Genomic DNA, 15,847 nt, shown 5'->3' on the forward strand with positions numbered 1-15,847 from the left:
TTGTCCCTCACGCAGAGCGAACCAGCCTTATGAGCGCCACGCCAAAACCGTTGGTACTGATCATTCTCGATGGCTTCGGTCACAGTGACAACCCAGAACACAACGCCATCCATGCCGCTAACACCCCGGTCTATGACCGCCTGCGCGCCACCCAGCCGCACGGCCTGATCTCCGGCAGCGGCATGGACGTCGGCCTGCCCGACGGGCAGATGGGCAACTCCGAGGTCGGCCACATGAACCTCGGTGCCGGCCGGGTGGTGTACCAGGACTTCACCCGGGTGACCAAGGCGATTCGCGATGGCGAGTTCTTCGACAACCCCACCATCACCGGCGCGGTTGACCAGGCGGTGCAGGCCGGCAAGGCCGTGCATATCCTCGGTCTGCTCTCCGACGGTGGCGTGCACAGCCACCAGGAGCACATCGCTGCCATGGTCGAACTCGCCGCCCAGCGTGGCGCCGAGAAGATCTACCTGCACGCCTTTCTCGACGGCCGCGACACGCCACCGAAGAGCGCGCAAGCCTCCATCGAGTTGCTCGACGCGACCTTCGCCAAACTCGGCAAGGGCCGTATCGCCAGCCTCATCGGCCGCTACTTCGCCATGGACCGCGACAACCGCTGGGACCGCGTCGAACAGGCCTACAAGCTGATCGTCGACGGCCAGGGCCAATACACTGCCAGCAATGCCGTCGCCGGCCTGCAGGCCGCTTATGCGCGTGGCGAGAGCGATGAATTCGTCAAAGCCACCAGCCTCGGCGAGCCGGTCAAGGTGGAAGATGGCGACGCCGTGGTGTTCATGAACTTCCGCGCCGACCGCGCGCGCGAACTGACCCGGGCCTTCGTCGAAGCCGACTTCGAGGAGTTCGCCCGCCCCCGCGTGCCGCAGCTGGCTGACTTCGTCATGCTCACCCAGTATGCCGCGAGCATCCCGGCACCCAGCGCCTTCCAACCGACGCCACTCGACAACGTGCTCGGCGAATACCTGGCGAAGAACGGCAAGACCCAGCTGCGCATCGCCGAGACCGAGAAATACGCCCACGTCACCTTCTTCTTCTCCGGTGGCCGCGAGGAGCCCTTCGCCGGCGAGGAACGCATCCTGATTCCCTCGCCGAATGTCGCCACCTATGACCTGCAGCCAGAGATGAGCGCGCCGCAAGTCACCGACAAAATCGTCGATGCCATCGAGCACCAGCGTTTCGATGTGATAGTGGTCAACTACGCCAACGGCGACATGGTCGGTCATACCGGCGTGTTCGACGCCGCGGTAAAGGCCGTGGAGTGCCTGGACAGCTGCGTCGGACGCATCGTCGCGGCACTCGACAAGGTCGGCGGCGAAGCCCTGATCACTGCCGATCACGGCAATGTCGAGCAGATGGAGGACCTCTCCACCGGCCAGGCACACACCGCCCATACCTGTGAGCCGGTGCCCTTTATCTATGTCGGCAAACGCAACGTCAGCCTGCGCACTGACGGCGTGCTGGCCGATGTCGCGCCAACCCTGCTGACCCTGATGGGCCTGGAGAAACCGGCAGAGATGACCGGCAGCAGCATCATCAGCCTGAACTAAGCGACGAAAGCCGCGAAATGCCCCACTCCACGCGGACTGGGGCGTTTTTTTTGCCGATCACCACGGGCATACTAGGGTTGTCCCCGCCCCAGGTGTCGCCTGCCCCATGTTTCGCGCCCTCACCCTGATTGTCCTGACCTGCCTGCTCAGCCCGGTTTTTGCCGACGAGAAGGCCGATGCCCAGAAACAGCTGGAAGCTGCCCGCGCCGACGTGGCCGAACTGAAAAAGCTGCTGGATAAACTGCAACAGGAAAAATCCGGGGTGCAGCAATCGCTTCAAAAAACCGAAACCGACATGGGTCAGCTGGAAAAGCAGATCAAGGGCCTGCAGAACGAGCTGCAACAAAGCCAAGACGAGATTCAACAGCTCGATCAGGAGAAAAAAAAACTCCAGAGCTCGCGCCTTGAGCAACAGCGACTGATTGGCATCCAGGCGCGCGCGGCTTACCAGAGCGGCCGCCAGGAATATGTGAAGCTGCTGCTGAACCAGCAACAGCCGGAAAAATTCTCGCGCACCCTGACCTATTACGATTACCTCAGCGAAGCGCGCATGCAGCAACTGGCCACCTTCAACGAAACCCTGCGCCAACTGGCCAACGTCGAGCAGGACATCGCCAACCAGCAAGCCCAACTGCTGGAGCAGAAAAGCGCCTTGGACGACCGCCGCGAACAACTCGCCGCCGTGCGCCAGGAGCGCCAGCTGGTGCTGGCCACGCTGAGCAAGGAATTCTCCGCCCGCGACCAGAAGCTCAAAGCGCGCCAGCGTGATCAGGCGCAGCTGACCAGCGTACTGAAAACCATCGAAGCCACCCTCGCGCGCCAGGCGCGCGAAGCCGAACAGGCGCGCCAACGCGCCCTGGTCGAGGCGCGTGAACAGCAGCGGCGCAGCAATACCCCCACCACCAGCAGCAGCGGCCCTCTGGTCAGCTCCGGCGCCAGTTACGGCGGACCGTTCGACAAGGCCCGCGGCAAGTTGCCCTGGCCAGTCGATGGGCGTTTAGTCGCGCGCTACGGAACCCCGCGCGGCGGCGACGCTCGGACTAAGTGGGACGGTGTGTTGATCGGCGCCGCGGCCGGCAGCCAGGTGCACGCCGTGCATGGCGGCCGCGTGGTGTTCGCCGACTGGTTGCGTGGTGCCGGGCTTCTGGTCATTCTCGACCATGGCAACGGTTACCTGAGCCTCTACGGGCACAACCAGAGCCTGCTGAAAGACGCCGGCGATGTAGTCAAGGCCGGCGAGCCTATCGCCACCGTCGGCACCAGTGGCGGACAAGACACGCCAGCTCTATATTTCGCGATTCGCCAGCAGGGTCGCCCCAGTGACCCGGCCCAATGGTGCCGCGCGCAAGGATAAGCGTTGCGCTCACCTTCTTAGGAGTTAGTTCGCTATGCCGCATTTGTCTCGCCTCACCTCGCTGGCACTGGCTATCGCCTTGCTCGGCAGCGCCTCTGTGTTGCAAGCCGCCGAAGCGCCGGCGGCGACTGCGGCCCCTAGCGACAAGGCGCCGCTACCCCTGGAGGAGCTGCGCACCTTCGCCGAGGTACTGGACCGCATCAAGGCCGCCTATGTCGAGCCGGTCAGCGATAAGACCCTGCTGGAAAATGCGATCAAGGGCATGCTCAGCAACCTCGACCCGCATTCTGCCTACCTCGACCCACAAGCCTTCCGCGAACTGCAGGAAAGCACCAGCGGCGAATTCGGTGGCCTGGGTATCGAAGTCGGCACCGAGGATGGCTTCGTCAAGGTGGTCACGCCGATCGACGACACGCCCGCCGCGCGCGCCGACATCCAGCCGGGTGACCTGATCGTCAAGATCGACGGTCAGCCGACCAAGGGCCTGTCGCTGATGGAGGCCGTGGACAAGATGCGCGGCAAAGCCGGCAGCAAGATTCTCCTGACCCTGGTGCGCGATAGCGGCAAACCCTTCGATGTGGAGCTGATTCGCGCGGTGATCAAGGTCCGCAGCGTGAAGAGCCAGTTGCTCGAAGACGGCTACGGTTACCTGCGCATCACCCAGTTCCAGGTCAATAGCGGCGAAGAAGTCGGCAAGGCGCTGGCCAAGCTGCGCAAGGACAATGGCAAGAAGCTCCGCGGCCTGGTGCTGGACCTGCGCAATAACCCCGGCGGCGTGCTGCAAGCGGCGGTCGAGGTGTCCGATCATTTCCTCAAGAAAGGCCTGATCGTCTACACCGAAGGACGGATTGCCAACTCCGAGCTGCGCTTCTCCGCCGACCCGCTGGATGCCAGCGAAGGCGTACCGCTGGTGGTGCTGATCAACGGCGGCAGCGCCTCGGCCTCGGAAATCGTCGCCGGTGCCTTGCAGGACCACAAGCGTGGTGTGCTGATGGGCACCGACAGCTTCGGCAAGGGCTCGGTGCAGACCGTGCTGCCGCTGAACAACGACCGTGCCCTGAAGCTCACCACCGCGTTGTACTACACGCCGAACGGCCGCTCGATCCAAGCCCAGGGCATTGTCCCGGACATCGTAGTCGCGCGGGCCAAGCTGACCCAGGAGCCGGGTGAGCAGAACATCAAGGAAGCCGACCTGCAGGGCCACCTGGGTAACGGCAACGGTGGCGCGGACAAACCGAGCCTGAACAAGACCGACAAGCAGGCGCGCCCGCAGGACGACGACTACCAGCTGAGCCAGGCCCTGACCCTGCTCAAGGGCTTGAACATCACCCGCGGCCAATAAGCCGCGCAGAAAAAAGCCCGGACTCAGTTGCCGGGCTTTTTTCTGCCTGTACGATTACAGGTAGCTGTTGGTCATCTCGTCGACGAAGCCCTCGGCGCGCAGTTCGTCCAGCGCCTTCTGCAGACGCTGCACCACCTCATCGGGGGTGTCCTTATTCAGCGCCAGATAGAGTTCGGCATCGTTGAAACGCAGAACCGTGGTCAGTCCGCTGACACCTTCCTGCTTCGCCAGATAACGCCCAACTGGATCGGTGGTAGCCCACAGATCGATCTGCCCCTTGAGCAGCTTCTGCACGTTCTGCTGGTCGCGCAGGGCGTTTATCGGTGCCAGCCCTTGGCTTTCCAGATGCTGGCTGACCGCGTCGTTCTTGTAGGCACCGACCTTGTATTGCCCCGCCTCTTTCAAACTGCCCACACTGAGGTTGTTGCCCGGCGCCGCGAGCAGCACCCAGCCGGTCTTGGCGATCGGCCCGACCCATTTGAACAGCGGCTGGCGCTCGGCGGTGAAGGTGGTGGAGAACAGGCCATAGTTGGGCTTGTCGAGGGTCAAGCGGTACAGACGATCCCAGGGGAAGCGCAGGGTCAGGCTGTACTTGATACCGGCCCGCTTGAACATCTCCCGCACGATCTCGGCGCTGATGCCATCGATGCCATCGTCCCGCGCGAAGTTCTTATCGTCGACCGCCATGTTGAACGGCGGGAAGTTTTCGGTCAGCAGGACAATTTTATAGTCCGCCGGCAACTCGGCGCGCGCCGCACAGGCGCCCAGGATTAGCCCGAACAACAGGCCGTTTTTCAGAAGCTTCAGCATAAGTCTCCCCGCTTGCATGATTTGTGGTTATGGCTAGCGACACCGCTGTCGGGGTATCGACCGGCGATGCTTAGTGTTGACTTCAGCCGTCCATGGCAACGAGCCGGCATGGGTTAATCGCCGGCCCGCCAAGCCTTATAAGTAGCTGTGGAGGATGTCGTCGACAAACCCTTCGGCACGCATCTTGTCCAGCTCACCCTGCAGCTTCTGTACCACCTCATCGGGTGTTTCCTTGTTCAGCGCCAAATACAGCTCGGCACTGTCGAAGCGCAAGATGGTTTTCAGCCCGGAGATACCTTCCTGCTTGGCCAGGTAGCGCCCCGCTGGATCGCCGGTGGCCCACAGGTCGATCTGTCCGCTCATCAGTTTCTTGGCATTCAGCTGATCGCGCAGCGAGGTGACCGGCTCCAGGCCGCGCTCGGTCAAGTGCTCGGCTATCGCATCGCCCTTGTAGGCACCGACCTTGTATTGCTTGGCCTCCTCCAGAGTCTTCAGGCTGATCGTGCTGTCGCCCTTGCCGAGCAGGACCCAGTCATCCGGGCCGATCGGACCGACCCACTTGAACAGTTCCTCGCGGTCCGGCAGACGCGCAGTCACGAACACGCCGTAACCGGGCTTTTCCAGCGCCAGCTTGTAGATGCGGTCCCAGGGGAAGCGCAGGGTCAGGTTGTAGTGGATGCCGGCGCGCTTGAACATTTCCCGGACAATATCCACTGCAATGCCATCGATATTGTCTTCATGAGCGAAGTTCTTGCCGTTGATCGCCATGTTGTAGGGCGGAAAGTTCTCCGTCAGCAGCACCATGCGGTAACTCGAATCGACTTCAGCATGGACCGCGTTTGCCATCAGCAGTAAGGCACCGGCACAGGCCAGGCATAGACGTTTAAACATGGATAACCCCATTGTTATAAGTATGCAGACGGCTCAGCATAGCCAGCCCTGCCGCCGCCGCCCAGCCTTGACTGGTAAATCAGGCGAAGACTGCAAACCGTCGCGCTATCGATAGCACTCGACGAACGACCGCAGCTGCTGCAGCGGCAGCAGTGCGTAGCCACCCTAAACCAGCGAATAGCAAGGCAGCAGACATAGGGACTCCCTGTCGGAAATAAGAGTGTGTCGGGGGGAGTACACGAACTGAGCGAGTCAACAGGCCAGAACGGCCGATACGCGGATACTGCTAGTTTAGCCGGGCGAGTCGACAGGGTCTGTCGACTCGCCCGCAGCGCGACCGCTCAAGCGTGAGCATCCGCGCTAACTCAGCGCACGACTATGCCGCGACTGGCCAGGTAAGCCTTGGCCTCGGGCACCGTGTATTCGCCGAAGTGGAAGATGCTCGCCGCCAGCACCGCGTCGGCCTTGCCTTCGAGAATGCCGGCGGCCAGGTGTTCGAGGTTGCCGACGCCACCAGAGGCGATCACCGGAATGCCGACGGCCTCGCTGATGGCGCGGGTGACGCCGAGGTCATAACCGCTCTTCACGCCATCCTGATCCATGCTGGTCAGCAGGATCTCGCCGGCGCCGAGCGCTTCCATCTTCTTTGCCCAGAGCACCGCGTCCAGACCGGTCGGCTTGCGCCCGCCGTGGGTGAAGATTTCCCAGCGTAGCGGTTCACCAGGCAACGAGACCCGCTTGGCGTCGATGGCCACGACGATGCACTGCGAACCGAAACGCTGCGCCGCCTCACCGACGAACTCCGGGTTGAACACCGCGGCGGTGTTGATCGACACCTTGTCCGCGCCGGCATTCAGCAGGTTGCGGATATCCTGCACCGCCCTCACGCCGCCACCCACGGTCAGCGGGATAAACACCTGGCTGGCCATGCGCTCGACCGTGTGCAGCGTGGTATCGCGACCGTCGACGCTGGCGGTGATGTCGAGGAAGGTAATCTCGTCGGCGCCCTGCTCGTCGTAGCGCCGGGCGATTTCCACCGGGTCGCCGGCGTCGCGGATATTCTCGAACTGGACGCCCTTGACCACGCGGCCGTTGTCCACGTCGAGGCAGGGGATGATGCGTTTTGCCAGTGCCATATTGGTGCTCTCGTAGGGGGGGTTAGGCCGCAGCCCATAACCCACCATCGCCGGTTGTAATTCAACGCCCATCGCAGGGGTACGCCGCCGCGCGGCTAATCCAGCCTACTTAAGGTTAACCCTTGTAGCCGTCGCACAAGGCCTGAGCTTCGGCCACATCCAGGGTACCTTCGTAGATCGCCCGGCCGGTGATAGCGCCGATGATGCCCGGCGCCTTGGCGTCCAGCAGGGTCTGGATATCGCCGAGGTTGTGAATGCCGCCGGAGGCGATCACCGGGATTTTGGTCGCCGCCGCCAGGGCCGCGGTGAAGGGCACGTTGCAGCCCTGCATCATGCCGTCTTTGGCGATGTCGGTGTAGACGATGGCGCTGACGCCGTCGGCCTCGAAACGCTTGGCCAGGTCGATCACCTGCACCGTGCTGACCTCGGCCCAGCCGTCGGTGGCGACGAAGCCGTCCTTGGCGTCCAGGCCGACTATCACCTTGCCCGGAAATGCCTTGCACGCCTCGGCGACGAACTCCGGCTGCTTGACCGCCTTGGTGCCGATGATCACGTAGCTGACCCCGGCCTTGACGTAGTGCTCGATGGTTTCCAGCGAGCGAATGCCGCCGCCGATCTGGATCGGCAGTCGCGGGTAGCGCTTGGCAATCGCGGTGACCACCTCGCCGTTGACCGGCTGACCTTCGAAGGCGCCGTTCAGGTCGACCAGGTGCAGGCGCCGGCAGCCGCCCTCCACCCACTTGGCGGCCATGCTCACCGGGTCATCGGAGAACACCGTGGAGTCATCCATGCGGCCCTGGCGCAGACGCACACAGGCGCCGTCTTTGAGATCGATAGCGGGGATAATCAGCATCAGTCGAACCTGCTCAAGCTTGCAAATTAAAAAACGGGGATCGGTGCAGGGTCAGCTCTTCTCGAGCGCCCACAAGTCGCTTTCGATGCTCAGAAACCTGTCGGCCAGGTGCGTCTGCACATCGGCAATCGCCTTGTTGTAGAAATGTGGCGCCACTTCGCGGGTGAACAGGTCAAGCACTTCCTGGGCCTCGAACGAGCCCAGCTCAAGCTCGAAGCGCTCCTCCAGAAACTGCTTGATGCAGGCCACTGCGGCTTGTTCCTGGGCAGCCTCCAGACTCAGGCTCGGCGCCTTGCTCTTGTTCCTGCTCATCTACCAGCGACCATCCCAGGCGACGAAGTTCTGCAACAACTGCAGGCCATGGCTGTGGCTTTTTTCCGGGTGGAACTGCACGGCGAAGCGTGAGCCATCGGCCAGTGCCGCGGCGAAATCCTTGCCGTAATGACCACGGCCCACCACCTGCTGCGGTTTGCCGGCCTCGACGTAGTAGCTGTGCACGAAGTAGAAGCGCGCCTGGTCGGGAATCTCGTGCCACAGCGGATGTTTCACCGCCTGCGTCACCTCGTTCCAGCCCATGTGCGGCACTTTCAGCCGCTCACCGTCTTCCAGCAGGTCCTTGCCGAAGAAGCGCACCTGACCGGGGAACAGGCCGATGCAATCGACCCCCTCGTTCTCTTCGCTGCGCTCCAGCAGCGCCTGCATACCCACGCAAATGCCGAGAAACGGCCGGTCCTGACTGACTTCACGCACCAGCGCATCGAACTCCAGGCGGCGGATCTCGGCCATGCAATCGCGGATCGCGCCGACCCCGGGGAATACCACGCGATCCGCCTCGCGAATCACCTGGGCATCGCTGGTCACCAGCACCTTGCCGGCGCCGACGTGCTCCAGGGCCTTGGCCACCGAGTGCAGGTTGCCCATGCCGTAATCGATAACAGCGACCGTCTGCATTTACAGCACGCCCTTGGTCGACGGCATCTGCCCGGCCATGCGCGGGTCCAGTTCGACGGCCATGCGCAGGGCGCGGCCGAAGGCCTTGAATACGGTTTCGATCTGGTGGTGGGTGTTGGTGCCACGCAGGTTGTCGATGTGCAGGCTGACCAGGGCGTGGTTGACGAAGCCCTGGAAGAACTCCTGGAACAGGTCGACATCGAAGCCACCGACCACCGCGCGGGTGAAGGGCACGTGCATCTGCAGGCCAGGACGACCGGAGAAATCGATAACCACCCGCGACAGCGCCTCGTCCAGCGGCACGTAGGAGTGGCCATAGCGGGTCATGCCTTTCTTGTCGCCGATGGCCTTGGTGAAGGCCTGGCCGAGGGTGATGCCGACGTCTTCGACGGTGTGGTGGTCATCGATATGCAGATCGCCCTTGCACTCGATATCCAGGTCGATCAGGCCATGGCGGGCAATCTGGTCGAGCATGTGCTCGAGAAAAGGCACGCCGATGTCGAAGCGCGCCTTGCCGCTGCCATCCAGGTTGATCGAGACCTTGATCTGGGTCTCCAGAGTGTTGCGCTCGACCAATGCCGTACGTTCGGCCATTACCTGCTCCAGAAATTGCTCACGGAAAAAGGCCGACATTATAGGCGGCCCTGGCGCCGGGCGGCTACCGGCGCCAGTCGGACGGAAAATCTATCGAGGCAACGAGCCCGAGCCTTACACTGCGCCGACGCTTAGTGTGAGGAGCAAGTAATGCCCGTCGTCGTCGAATCGATCAACCACCCGTCCGCCCAGGACAGCAGCGACTTGGCGAAGATCTACGCCGACGCCCCGGACTGGCTGCTGCCGCCCTATGCAACTGCAGCGGCACTGATCGAGGCAGGCAGCCGGTGCGGCAGCCTGATCGCCGGGCGTTTCAACGACCGCCTGCTCGGCGCCGCCCTGCTGGAACAGCGCGACGACTGCTGGCGCCTGTCGCACCTGTGCGTGCGCCAGATCACCCGCTCGCGCGGGGTCGGCCAGCGTCTGCTCGACGAAGCCCAGCGCCTCGCCCGCGAGGCAGGCAAACCGCTGCGCCTGGTCGCCCCCACGGATCAGCTGGAATGCCAAGCCCTGGCCGCGCGCCTGGGCCTCACGCTGGAAAGCCTCTGACGCGTAGCCCGGATGAAATCCGGGGGAAATGCCGAGGCAGCCATCACTGCACCCCGGATTGCATCCGGGCTACGACTGGATAATGCCTGACACGTAGAAGTCAGCTTGCTGGCGAGTTTTCTTCTCGAATCGCCAGCAAGCTGGCTCCTACAACAACTGTCCCGACCGTGACCGCCAACCCAACAACACTAACCAGAGCAGGCTGGCGACGCACAAGCCAGCCAGCAGCACAGCGAGCAGCCACTGCCCCGACGCCAGCCACACACCCCAGCCCAGCGCCAACCCCGCCATCGCCAGCAGCCGCACCCCCTCCCAGCGCCACAATTGCCGCCTGCCCTCGAACAGCAGGCCCAGACTGACGCAGCCACTCAGGATCACCAGCACCAGCAACCCCGCCTGCCACAGCGCCGCCTGCCGGACACTGGCGAGAAATACCAGCGCCAGCGCATTGATCAGCACGAACTGAACGAACGCATAAGCCTTCAACTCGGCCGGATACGGCCGCTCGAACTTCTCCGCGCCCATCTGCGGCCAGGGCCGGTGGCGCACATCGACCGGGCGCCAGCCGGTGGGCATCCACCACAGGCGCAGCTTGTCCCACCAGCAGCGGGTGGCCAGCGCATCGGCCCATAACAGACACCACCAGCTGAACTGCAAGCGGATCGGGTCGAAGGTGCCGACCGGAGTCGTCACCCCGTAACGCACCGGCTCGCGCTCCTCGGCATGGGTGCCGAACAACCGATCCCAGAAGCTGAACACCCCGCCGTGATTCTTGTCGATGTAGGCGTCGTTCTGCCCATGGTGCACGCGATGCAGCGACGGGGTGATCAACAGGTACTCCAGCCAACCGAGCCGCCCGACGTGCTGGGTGTGAATCCAGAACTGATAGACCAACTGCACGCCGAGTAGCAGCAGAAACAGCGGCAGCGGCAGCCCGAGCACGGCCAAGGGTAAGTAGAACGGCCAGTCGAACCCGGTCTGCAAGGCACCCTTGCGCAGTGCGGTGGACAGGTTGAAATCCTCGCTGGAATGATGCGGCTGATGGGCACCCCACAGCAGGTTGTAGCGGTGCAAGGTGCGATGCGCCCAGTAGAAGCAGAAATCCACCGCGACAAATCCAAACAGCCAGACCCAGGGCAAAGCCGCGTCCCACTCGAACCAGCGCGCATGCTCGTACAACCAGGCGTATGGCACGACCAGCAACAGGCGCAGCGGACCTTCCAGCAACACCCGCAGTACCGCCGTATTGATGCTGGTGCTGGCATCGGCCAGGCGATAGGTAGGCCTGCCGCTATACCGCTCGTAGGCCAGCTCCAGGAGCATCAGGAGGATATACAGCGGGAACGCCATCACCGCGATATTCATAGTCACCCCTCTGTTCTGGTTGTGTTGGCCGGTCTCGGCTCGGCACGTTAAGTACCGGCGCTCGCCGACTTTCCCGCAAAGCCTAACCCCGACACCCGCAACGCGCGGCGGCCAAACCCGCCAAATTCGAGCACCCAGCACGCCATACACGGTAGCGGCAGGCCGATTAGCGATGTCGCCGCGCTCGGCGCGGGCATACTGGCATTCGGCCAAAAGCTGGCGGCCCCAAGGGAACCGCTCGGCGACTTCCCCATCCAAGCAGCTGCGGGGTTTGCCTCCTCTACCCGACCTCGAATCGACAAGGCTGAGCGCCTGCCCGGTAACAGCCACATGCAGGTCGCCCCCTGATCAACACGCTCGGCGCTATACTTTGCCCCCTCATATTCCAGCCATTCACAACAAGGACTCGTCCATGAAAGCGCTCGGCAAAATCCTAGGTCTGTTTTTCCTCGGACTGCTGCTGATCATCGTGGCCCTGGGCTTCGCCCTGACCCACCTGTTCGACCCCAACGACTACAAGGACGAGATCCGCCAATTGGCCCGCGACAAGGCCAACCTGGAACTGACCCTGAATGGCGACATCGGCTGGAGCCTGTTCCCCTGGCTCGGCCTGGAGCTGACCGACGCCACCCTGGCCAGCGCCACGACCCCCGACCAGCCCTTTGCCGACCTGCGCCTGCTCGGCCTCTCCGTGCGCGTACTGCCCTTGCTGCGCAAGGAAGTGCAGATGAGCGACATCCGCATCGACGGACTCAACCTGAATCTGCAGCGCGACGAGAAGGGCCACGGCAACTGGGAGGATGTCGGCCACCCGGCGTCATCCGCCACGGCCTCGACCGAGACCCGCGGCAAGACACCCACCGCTGACACCAGCACAACCCCGCCGGGGCCGGCCGATAGCGCTCAACCGATCAAGCTGGATATCGACAGCCTGATCGTCAACAGCGCGCGCATCGACTACCACGATGCGCAAAAAGGCCAGCAGTTCAGCGCGGAAAGCATCCAGCTGACCACCGGCGCGATCCACGAAGGCGCCAGCATTCCCCTGAAACTCAGCGCCTTCTTCGGCACCAACCAGCCGGTCATGCGTGCGCGCAGCGAGCTGCAGGGCGAGCTGCGCTTCGACCGCGCGCTCAAGCGCTATCAGCTGGAAGACGCCAAACTCAGCGGCGAAGTCTCTGGCGAGCCCTTCAACGGGCAAACCCTTAATTTCACCCTGCAAGGCCAATTGCTGGTCGACCTGGCCGCCCAGGTTGCCGAATGGAACAGCCTGAAACTCTCGGCCAATCAGCTGCGCGCACTCGGCGAGCTGAAAGTCCGCGAGCTGGACAAAACCGCGAAGCTGGCTGGCGGCCTGTCCATCGCGCCGCTCAACCTGCGTCAATTTCTCCAGAGCATCGGTCAGCAGTTGCCGGCCATGCGCGACGACAAGACCCTGGGCCAATTCGAGATGGTCACCCGCCTCAGCGGCAGCCCGACCAGCCTGACCCTGGAAGAGCTACAGATGAAGCTCGACGACAGCAGCTTCAGCGGCCAGATCGCCGTCAGCGACTTCGCCAAACAAGCCCTGCGCGTGCAACTGCAAGGCGACAGCCTGGACCTCGATCGCTACCTGCCGGCTAAAAGCGCAGAAACCCAGGACGCCGGCTCCGCGCGCAAGGCCGAGGTCAAGGAGAGCGTCGCCAACGCAGGCGCCAATGGCAGCACCCAGCTGCCCAAGGCGCCGACCCAGCAAGCCTGGAGCGCCGCAGCGGTGCTGCCGGTCGAACAGCTGCGCACGCTCGATCTACAGGTGGCACTGAACCTCGATCAGCTCAGCGTCGAGCAACAGTCCATCAGCAAGTTCAAGCTCAAGGCCAAGAGCCGCAGCGGCCTACTGACCCTGGAAGAAATCCGCGGCAACCTCGCTAACGGCAACTTCGACGCCAAGGCGACGGTCGATGTGCGCCCGGCCGTGCCATTGCTGAGCATACAAAAAAACCTGAGCCGCATTCCGCTCGAACCCTTCCTCAAGAGCGAACAACAGCCATCTCCGCTCAAAGGCCTGCTGGACATGCAGGCCAACCTGACCACCAGCGGCAACAGCCAGAAGGCCTGGATCGATGGTCTCAACGGCACCGCCAGCTTCCTCCTCAACGACGGCGTGCTGGTCGACGCCAACCTGGAACAACAGCTGTGCCGCGGCATCGCCACGCTCAACCGCAAGGTGCTGACCAGCGAGGCACGCGGCAAAGACACGCCCTTCGAAACCCTGCAGGGCAACCTGACCTTTCGCAACGGCGTCGCCAGCAACCCGGACCTGCAAGCACGCATCCCAGGGCTCAAGGTCAACGGCCAGGGCGATCTGGACCTGCGCGTACTCGGCCTCGACTACCGTGTCGGCATCATCATCGAAGGCGACCGGCACCCCATGCCCGACCCGGCATGCCAGGTCAATCAGCGCTACGTCGGCATCGAATGGCCCGTGCGCTGCCGTGGCCCGCTGGAGCTGGGCGCCAAGGCCTGCCGCCTGGATCAGGACGGCCTGGGCAAGATCGCCGCACGCCTGGCCGGTAGCAAGCTGACCGAGAAACTGGAAGAAAAACTCGGCGACAAGGTCAGCCCGGAACTCAAGGACGCACTCAAGGGCTTGTTCAACCAATGAGTCCCGAGCAATTCTCCGCGGCGGTACTCGATTGGTATGACCGCCACGGGCGCAAGGATTTGCCCTGGCAACAGGGCATCACCCCCTACCGGGTCTGGGTCTCGGAAATCATGCTGCAGCAGACCCAGGTCAACACCGTGCTGGGCTACTTCGACCGTTTCATGGCCGCGCTGCCCACGGTGCAAGCCCTGGCCGAAGCGCCGGAAGACGAAGTACTGCACCTGTGGACCGGCCTGGGCTACTACACCCGCGCGCGCAACCTGCAGAAGACCGCGCAACTGATCATGACCGAGCATGCCGGCGAGTTTCCCGCCGATGTCGAGGCGCTGACCGCCCTGCCCGGTATCGGCCGCTCTACCGCGGGCGCCATCGCCAGCCTGAGCATGGGCCTGCGCGCGGCGATCCTCGACGGCAACGTGAAGCGGGTATTGGCCCGCTATGTGGCCCAGGAGGGCTATCCCGGCGAGCCTAAAGTCGCCAAACAACTGTGGGACGTGGCCGAGCTCTTCACCCCGCAGCAACGGGTGAATCACTACACCCAGGCGATGATGGACCTCGGCGCCACGCTCTGCACCCGCAGTAAGCCGAGCTGCCTGCTGTGCCCGCTGCGCAGCGGCTGCCAGGCCCACCTGCTGAGCCTGGAGATCCGCTATCCGATCCCCAAGCCGCGCAAGGCGCTGCCGCAGAAACGCACCCTGATGCCCCTGCTGAGCAACAGCAGCGGCGAGATTCTGCTCTATCGCCGCCCCTCCAGTGGCCTGTGGGGCGGCCTGTGGAGCCTGCCGGAACTGGACGACCTGCAAGCCCTGGAGACCCTGGCCAACCGCCACAGCCTGCAACTCGGCGAACGCCGCGAACTGGCCGGGCTCAGCCACACCTTCAGCCATTTTCAACTGGCCATCGAACCTTGGCTGATCCAGGTCGAAAGCCAGCCGGCCAGCGTGACCGAGGCCGACTGGCTCTGGTATAACCTCGCCACCCCGCCGCGCCTGGGGCTCGCCGCCCCAGTGAAAAAGCTGCTGAAACGCGCGGCCGACGTACTGAATGCAGGACCGATTACTGGAGAGCAACCATGACCCGCACCGTAATGTGCCGCAAACACAAGCAAGAACTGCCCGGCCTGGATCGTCCGCCCTACCCGGGCGCCAAAGGCGAAGACATCTACAACAACGTCTCCAAGCAGGCCTGGGACGAGTGGCAGAAGCACCAGACCCTGCTGATCAACGAGCGTCGGTTGAACATGATGAACGCCGAAGACCGCAAGTTCCTCCAGGCCGAAATGGACAAGTTCCTCTCCGGCGAGGAATACGCCCAGGCCGACGGTTACGTGCCGCCCAGCGAATAAGTCTGCAAGCAGCTTGAAGGCAATCCCGGGGCTCGCGACGACCCCGTAACCTCCCCGGATTGCCTCCGGGCTAGCCAATTACGTCGACCACGTTTCCACGACATGCAGCTAAACACCCGTAATCGCTAAATATTTTCCAACTCGCGCTTGACAGGCATAAGCCAAATCCGTCTAATAGCGCCCCGTTGCCCAGGTAGCTCAGTCGGTAGAGCAGGGGATTGAAAATCCCCGTGTCGGCGGTTCGATTCCGTCCCTGGGCACCACTAATACCGAATAAAAGGCTCACAGCAATGTGGGCCTTTTTTCTATCCGCAACAAAGTGCTGGCCCGTGCCGAGCGGCCGCCGGCCAGTGCCGCAACGTCCGCCCAGGGTCGCCCGCCGTCATGCCTGCTCTGACTCTGCGCAGCATGGCCGCCCGGCCACACCGGCGCGCCAGGCGCAGCACGC

At 63.3% G+C, this 15,847-nt stretch carries 15 protein-coding genes and 1 tRNA gene; 8 read left to right on the top strand and 8 right to left on the bottom strand.

Annotated features, from left to right (window positions below):
- Positions 1–29: 29 nt before the first annotated feature.
- The 3 genes from gpmI to FBY03_RS03465 all read left to right on the top strand — a co-directional run bounded on the left by gpmI (position 30) and on the right by FBY03_RS03465 (position 4,261).
- Positions 30–1,565, top strand: coding sequence for a 2,3-bisphosphoglycerate-independent phosphoglycerate mutase (gene gpmI / locus FBY03_RS03455; RefSeq protein ID WP_147170800.1), 1,536 nt, complete (start codon positions 30–32; stop codon positions 1,563–1,565).
- A 106-nt stretch (positions 1,566–1,671) separates the two neighbouring features.
- Positions 1,672–2,919 (top strand): murein hydrolase activator EnvC, encoded by a 1,248-nt coding sequence (locus FBY03_RS03460; RefSeq protein WP_147170801.1) that lies wholly within the window; start codon positions 1,672–1,674, stop codon positions 2,917–2,919.
- A gap of 34 nt (positions 2,920–2,953) precedes the next feature.
- Positions 2,954–4,261 (top strand): S41 family peptidase, encoded by a 1,308-nt coding sequence (locus FBY03_RS03465; RefSeq protein WP_147170802.1) that lies wholly within the window; start codon positions 2,954–2,956, stop codon positions 4,259–4,261.
- A gap of 54 nt (positions 4,262–4,315) precedes the next feature.
- Here the strand turns inward: FBY03_RS03465 and FBY03_RS03470 are convergent, their stop codons facing one another.
- The 7 genes from FBY03_RS03470 to hisB form a co-directional block, all read right to left on the bottom strand.
- Entirely contained in the window at positions 4,316–5,071 is a 756-nt protein-coding gene (locus FBY03_RS03470; protein WP_147170803.1) for an ABC transporter substrate-binding protein, read from the bottom strand.
- Between the two features lie 135 nt (positions 5,072–5,206).
- Positions 5,207–5,917, bottom strand: coding sequence for an ABC transporter substrate-binding protein (locus tag FBY03_RS03475; RefSeq protein ID WP_256677858.1), 711 nt, complete (start codon positions 5,915–5,917; stop codon positions 5,207–5,209).
- Positions 5,918–6,327: 410 nt separating this feature from the next.
- Entirely contained in the window at positions 6,328–7,098 is a 771-nt protein-coding gene (gene hisF / locus FBY03_RS03480; protein ID WP_147170805.1) for an imidazole glycerol phosphate synthase subunit HisF, read from the bottom strand.
- A 115-nt stretch (positions 7,099–7,213) separates the two neighbouring features.
- The gene (gene hisA / locus FBY03_RS03485) at positions 7,214–7,951 is read right to left on the bottom strand and encodes a 1-(5-phosphoribosyl)-5-[(5-phosphoribosylamino)methylideneamino]imidazole-4-carboxamide isomerase (RefSeq protein ID WP_147170806.1); all 738 of its coding nucleotides are present in this window, start codon (positions 7,949–7,951) and stop codon (positions 7,214–7,216) included.
- Between the two features lie 51 nt (positions 7,952–8,002).
- Positions 8,003–8,263, bottom strand: coding sequence for a DUF2164 domain-containing protein (locus FBY03_RS03490; RefSeq protein ID WP_147170807.1), 261 nt, complete (start codon positions 8,261–8,263; stop codon positions 8,003–8,005).
- A complete protein-coding gene (gene hisH, locus FBY03_RS03495; RefSeq protein ID WP_147170808.1) occupies positions 8,264–8,902 on the bottom strand; it encodes an imidazole glycerol phosphate synthase subunit HisH in 639 nt (212 codons plus the stop codon).
- Positions 8,903–9,496, bottom strand: coding sequence for an imidazoleglycerol-phosphate dehydratase HisB (gene hisB / locus FBY03_RS03500; protein WP_025164126.1), 594 nt, complete (start codon positions 9,494–9,496; stop codon positions 8,903–8,905).
- Positions 9,497–9,646: 150 nt separating this feature from the next.
- Between hisB and FBY03_RS03505 the strand changes: the two genes are divergently transcribed.
- Positions 9,647–10,045, top strand: a complete 399-nt coding sequence (locus FBY03_RS03505) for an acetyl-CoA sensor PanZ family protein (RefSeq protein ID WP_147170809.1) — start codon at positions 9,647–9,649, stop codon at positions 10,043–10,045.
- 147 nt (positions 10,046–10,192) lie between these two features.
- Here FBY03_RS03505 and FBY03_RS03510 read toward each other — a convergent pair whose 3' ends face one another.
- Positions 10,193–11,410: a sterol desaturase family protein gene (locus FBY03_RS03510; protein WP_147170810.1), complete on the bottom strand. Its 1,218-nt coding sequence runs from the start codon at positions 11,408–11,410 to the stop codon at positions 10,193–10,195.
- Between the two features lie 412 nt (positions 11,411–11,822).
- On the opposite strand from FBY03_RS03510, the gene FBY03_RS03515 reads away from it, so the two are divergent.
- The 4 genes from FBY03_RS03515 (at position 11,823) to FBY03_RS03530 (ending at position 15,662) form a co-directional block, all read left to right on the top strand.
- The gene (locus FBY03_RS03515; RefSeq protein ID WP_147170811.1) at positions 11,823–14,054 is read left to right on the top strand and encodes an AsmA family protein; all 2,232 of its coding nucleotides are present in this window, start codon (positions 11,823–11,825) and stop codon (positions 14,052–14,054) included.
- Entirely contained in the window at positions 14,051–15,130 is a 1,080-nt protein-coding gene (gene mutY / locus FBY03_RS03520) for an A/G-specific adenine glycosylase (protein WP_147170812.1), read from the top strand. The genes FBY03_RS03515 and mutY overlap by 4 nt, the downstream gene beginning before the upstream one ends.
- Positions 15,127–15,399, top strand: coding sequence for an oxidative damage protection protein (locus FBY03_RS03525; RefSeq protein ID WP_147170813.1), 273 nt, complete (start codon positions 15,127–15,129; stop codon positions 15,397–15,399). Before mutY ends, FBY03_RS03525 begins: the two co-directional genes overlap by 4 nt.
- Before the next feature lie 187 nt (positions 15,400–15,586).
- Positions 15,587–15,662 (top strand) — tRNA-Phe (locus FBY03_RS03530).
- Positions 15,663–15,847 lie beyond the last annotated feature (185 nt).

Origin of the sequence: Pseudomonas sp. SJZ079 (genome assembly GCF_007993865.1) — a bacterium.
Taxonomy (GTDB): domain Bacteria; phylum Pseudomonadota; class Gammaproteobacteria; order Pseudomonadales; family Pseudomonadaceae; genus Aquipseudomonas.